Origin of the sequence: Aeromonas sp. Lyrl_2 (assembly GCF_051948815.1) — a bacterium.
Classification (GTDB): Bacteria; Pseudomonadota; Gammaproteobacteria; order Enterobacterales; family Aeromonadaceae; genus Aeromonas; species Aeromonas veronii.
In genome coordinates, this window is the sequence record NZ_JAYJLJ010000045.1 from 1 (window position 1) to 4,603 (window position 4,603).

The 4,603-nt window shown below is 42.1% G+C and carries 4 protein-coding genes; all 4 read right to left on the reverse strand.

Features of this window, described 5'->3' with window-relative positions; all coding sequences use genetic code 11:
• Positions 1–15: 15 nt before the first annotated feature.
• Complete coding sequence (locus tag VF684_RS20705) at positions 16–1,092, reverse strand: acyltransferase family protein (RefSeq protein ID WP_107682181.1); 1,077 nt, start codon at positions 1,090–1,092, stop codon at positions 16–18.
• A gap of 185 nt (positions 1,093–1,277) precedes the next feature.
• Positions 1,278–2,333 carry a site-specific integrase gene (locus tag VF684_RS20710; RefSeq protein ID WP_374884718.1) on the reverse strand — a complete coding sequence of 352 codons (1,056 nt, stop codon included), beginning with the start codon at positions 2,331–2,333 and terminating at the stop codon, positions 1,278–1,280.
• A 419-nt stretch (positions 2,334–2,752) separates the two neighbouring features.
• Positions 2,753–3,703 carry a DNA adenine methylase gene (locus VF684_RS20715; protein ID WP_374884716.1) on the reverse strand — a complete coding sequence of 317 codons (951 nt, stop codon included), beginning with the start codon at positions 3,701–3,703 and terminating at the stop codon, positions 2,753–2,755.
• Between the two features lie 44 nt (positions 3,704–3,747).
• Positions 3,748–4,603 (reverse strand): hypothetical protein (locus VF684_RS20720; RefSeq protein WP_440174387.1); only part of this gene is annotated, 856 nt, incomplete at its 5' end.

A 4,603-nucleotide genomic window follows, 5' to 3' on the forward strand; every position in this document is an offset into this window, starting at 1 on the left:
AATCACCATTAACAATCACTTTACCGAAGCAGTTGACAGGCTTTGATATTTACCCCTAATGAAAATGGACACGTTCGAACCATATTTAATAAAGTGCTTCTCACATAAGTGCCAAGATAAATATCCAAGAGCAATTGACACAAACAGTGATGATATTTGATTAAACAAAACACCATGGGAGCTAAAATAGTGAGCCATTACTTGTTGAACTGGAAAGCCCCACAGGTAAACACCATAAGAAATATCAGCTTTTGGTTTTAACTTTAAGATAAAGTCCCTTGATGAAGCATAAAGTATAAACAAGAAAATAGATGCGTATGCAAAATATGATGAGTAAATAGTATCTCTCAGCACAATATAAAGCACTGCAAATCCAAGACAAGGTGCAAAGCGTATTGCTATCAGATCTTTATTAAGAGCAAGGATTGCACCGAATGCAAAGCATGGCGCTAAAAAATCTACCTCATGATTTGGGACAACCCAAGGAAACAGCATTCTTGAGCTCAAGAATGGCTCAATCAAAATAACCAGGAATATTGCCACACTAAGCTTTTTGGAGCTCAGAACCCCAACTGCATACAGCGCAAATAACAAGATATATGCAAACACTTCATAGGGTATTGTCCACAGCGATCCATTTACCGAATTCGGATATGGATTATCAACAAAAACACCTGGAAGAGTAAATTGAATATTCATCCCAGCAATTTTTAATACATAGTCATATACCTCTTTCTGGTGTAAGTAATCCACAAGTGATAAAGAGGTAAGCATTGGACCTATAACAAAGGCTGTCACTATACTTGACAGGATGAGAGCTGGCCAAATTCTGAAAAAACGAGATATAACAAAGCGAAGTAAATCACCATTATTTAGCAGTGAGTTAGTAACTACCAAGCCACTAAGAAAGAAAAAAACTTTTACAGCTATTGAACCAGAATAGTCAACCTGCATTAGGCGACCTATAATATCGGATTTTCCTAGTTCAGGAGATATAGCATAAGCATGGCCGTAAATAACCATACTTGCAGCAATAACTCTAAAAATATCTATATTATTGTTTTCTTTCCTTAACAGTTCAGATAACTTCAACTCTCCCCCCTTAAAATAACAAATATGCAAAAATTGAGAAACCACTATGAGCCACTCGATGCCCAACAGGCTGCAGATTGTGGCAGCTTATCTTTTGTGCCTCAGTCGTTTACTGACTCGTTTAGCGACATATGATCTAATCCTTCTAACCAGAAGTACAGAGGAAAGCCTCATAACAATCAAAATCAGCTGAGACCGCAGACACTCAAAGGATTCAGCCTCACCGCGTCTTCCAAATGATCAGGGGCAAAATGTGCGTATCGCATGGTCATGGCGATGGTGGAGTGGCCCAGGATTTTCTGCAGCACCAAGATGTTGCCGCCGTTCATCATAAAGTGGCTGGCGAAGGTGTGTCGCAGAACGTGGGTATTCTGCCCGGCTGGCAGTTCCAGCCCTGCCCGTTCGACCACCATTTCGAAAGCGCGATAGCAGTCACCGAACAGGCGGCCGCGCTTTCTCGGCAACTGGGCATAGAGATCGGGGCTGATGGGGACACTTCGACTCTTCTTGCTCTTGGTACGAGTGAAGGTGATGCGGTTGGGGGATACCTGAGACTGGGTTAATTCTTCCACCTCAGACCAGCGTGCGCCGGTGGCCAAGCATAGTTTAACCACCAACAGCAGATCTGGGTTTTGACTCTCGGCGCAAGCGGTCAACAGGCGCTTGAGTTCGTCAGGGTAGAGAAAGGCGAGCTCGGCTTCGGCAACTTTGTAGGCACGCAGCCCATCGAGGGGGTTTTCCCCCAGCCACTCCCCTAGCCTTTTCAGTTCATTGAATACCGCCCGCAGGTAGGCATGTTCGCGGTTAACTGTATTGGGAGTGACGCCTTGCTTCTCTTGATTGATGGCGCGTCGGTCGGTGATATCACCCGAGAGGCGAGCTTCACGGTAGGCAGCAAAATCGCGAGCGGTAAAGTTGACCGCCAGCGGGTCTCCGAGGGACTGGCAGACTGTCAGCAGCTTGGACTTACGAGCCTCACCATCACGCAGGCTTTGTCCATGGCGGCCAAACCAGAGTTCGACCAGATCAGAGAGGCGCCGGTCGTCTGCCGGTTCCCCCTGCCCCTCTAGCCAAGGCTTGCCCTTGTCCGGGTCCAGCACAAAGCGCTCGAACGCCAGCGCTTCACCCTTGGTGGCAAACAACTTGCGGATCCGAGGTGCGTTGGGGTTTGCCTTGCTGGGCCGCCCCTCAGGGTAGATCTCGACAAGCCACTTGCCAGATTTCTGTTTTCTTACTGCCATAGCCCCCACCTAAATACTGTAATTATATACAGAAATCAGTGGTCATTGGCAGTGTTTGGTCTAGCCTGCATCATACATGAAGGGATATTAGTGAACTCAACTGATTAGCTACTTGCCTAGCTAGACCGACCTGTTCAACCAGACCGTTGAGCAAGCCAAGTTGTAGAGAGTATGGTCATCGAAATATGGAGGATTTACCCGAACACAGCACAACATTTCGAGGCTGCATGCACCTCATCGTGTGGCATGGGAGAAGATGGCTATTATTTTACTAACTAGATTACAAGTCTATGTAATTGTTATAGCGACAAAAAATCATTGTATATAGAGGGAGTTAGTGATGAGCTGACTCCCCTATAATACATAATGGATATATTAACCCTATCGGCTTAAGTTTCTCACTAGCTAGAAACTGGCGATTACATACAAGCGTGACTTAACTCCACTTGAGATTTTATTGTTGAAGTAGGCATAACGGGAAGAGTTAGGTGAGATGATGCGATAAGTAGCTCTCTCCCAACCCTTGCACGATTCATTACATAGCTAAATTCGACAACGTTTATACCAGATTTTGAATATAGTGAATGAACTAAAGGGTGATCATCATATGATATTAACCATTTAGATGATGCACGTTTAATTGTTTCGGAGAATGAGCGATGCAATTCATCATCGAAACAGAATTTTTTATAAATATTTTTACCCTCTTTAACATACGGAGGGTCAGCATAAATAAAGTCATCTTCATCTGAAAAATCAGATATTAATATCGACGCATCCATTGAGTGAACATCGATTTTATCAGAAAGCAGAGCTATATTCTCAACCCGCTTCTCCAAGCTTGGCTTATTAAATCTACAATCTATTTTATAATCACCAGTTTGCATCCTGCCACCAATTGGTCCAGCGTGCAAAATACCTGAACGATTTGTTCTATTTAGAAAAAATGCAGAAAACCCTCGCTCAATGATACTTGATGAGGAATCGCTATAAACATCACGCCAATAATGCCACGCATCTATATTTACAGGCTCAGACCTTATTAGTCTAATAAGCTCATCGGGATGGTGTTTAACACTATACCAGAAGCTATACATGGCGGGATTTAGATCATTCAAAACTAAACGGTCTATCAAACCAGCTTCCAATAATGGTAATGTACCGCCAGCTCCTCCACAAAATGGCTCAACCAATCGAGAACCAACCAAGTCATTGGATACTAAAAAATATGCGAGAAAACGAGATAATTTACCCTTTCCACCTGGATATCTAAAAGGAGACACATCGCCAGATATATGGGGGATCCCAGCGAGAGTCCTTACTGTCTTTTTCTTCAACTGCTCTAGCGACTCTTTCTCATAAACCTTCATAAGGTTCCCCCTAAAAAACTGGCTGACATACTATCACAAGACCATCATTTTGTAGATAGCGCTTCAAAAAAAGCATTAGCAAAGGTTTGAACTATTCTTTTGATATATAAGGCTTCTTTCTCTGAAAGAGACTGTATTTCATTATGGTTAGTCAAGTTCATCACATCCTTACCATGGGTAAGCAGACTCGTTATAGCCCCTTTTATTGCTTTTTGTATTGAGTCATCTTGTGACATACTACGAATGTTTTCATTCGTAAACTTTAGCAAGTTCTCGAAATCCCATGCTCTATCTCGATAAGCAGTTCGTATCTCTGCCTCTAAACCACTCTTTTTAATTACCGACTTAATCGTGATTTCTATAATGGCACGAGATAATAGTACACTGGAATATTTTTGCGCAACGACATTAATCCTTAAAGCCTCATCAACCATCTCATCTAACTTTGGCACTAAATTTGGTCGACATTGAACACTGTCTAGTAAATGTTCGTATATCTTGCGGGTTCTCTTTGATGGACTAGGTGATGATTTTTTTTCTATCTCTTTTGGTTCTGAAGTCGTGGAACTACCAACACTTATAACAATAGCACCTTTCTCATTATTTTTTGAATCGGGCCCACTATCCTTTATAGCAACAATACTTTTTATATAGTTACTAATTATGGTTTTATCTTCTTGCCGAGTGGAAAGAACAAACCCATCATTTTCAGTAGTGGCGAAATGGGCATCCCTAGTCAACTTCTCCATGATTTTTTCAAAGTCAGAGAAACTCATTTTTTCTATATTTAGGAGGCCAGCTTCGTCGATTTTAATTAGGCCAACTTTATTCCTAAACTCCTTAGTGTTAATCAATCTAAGGATTGCCTCAATTTTCAACGAATCAATGTTGTCTAACAAT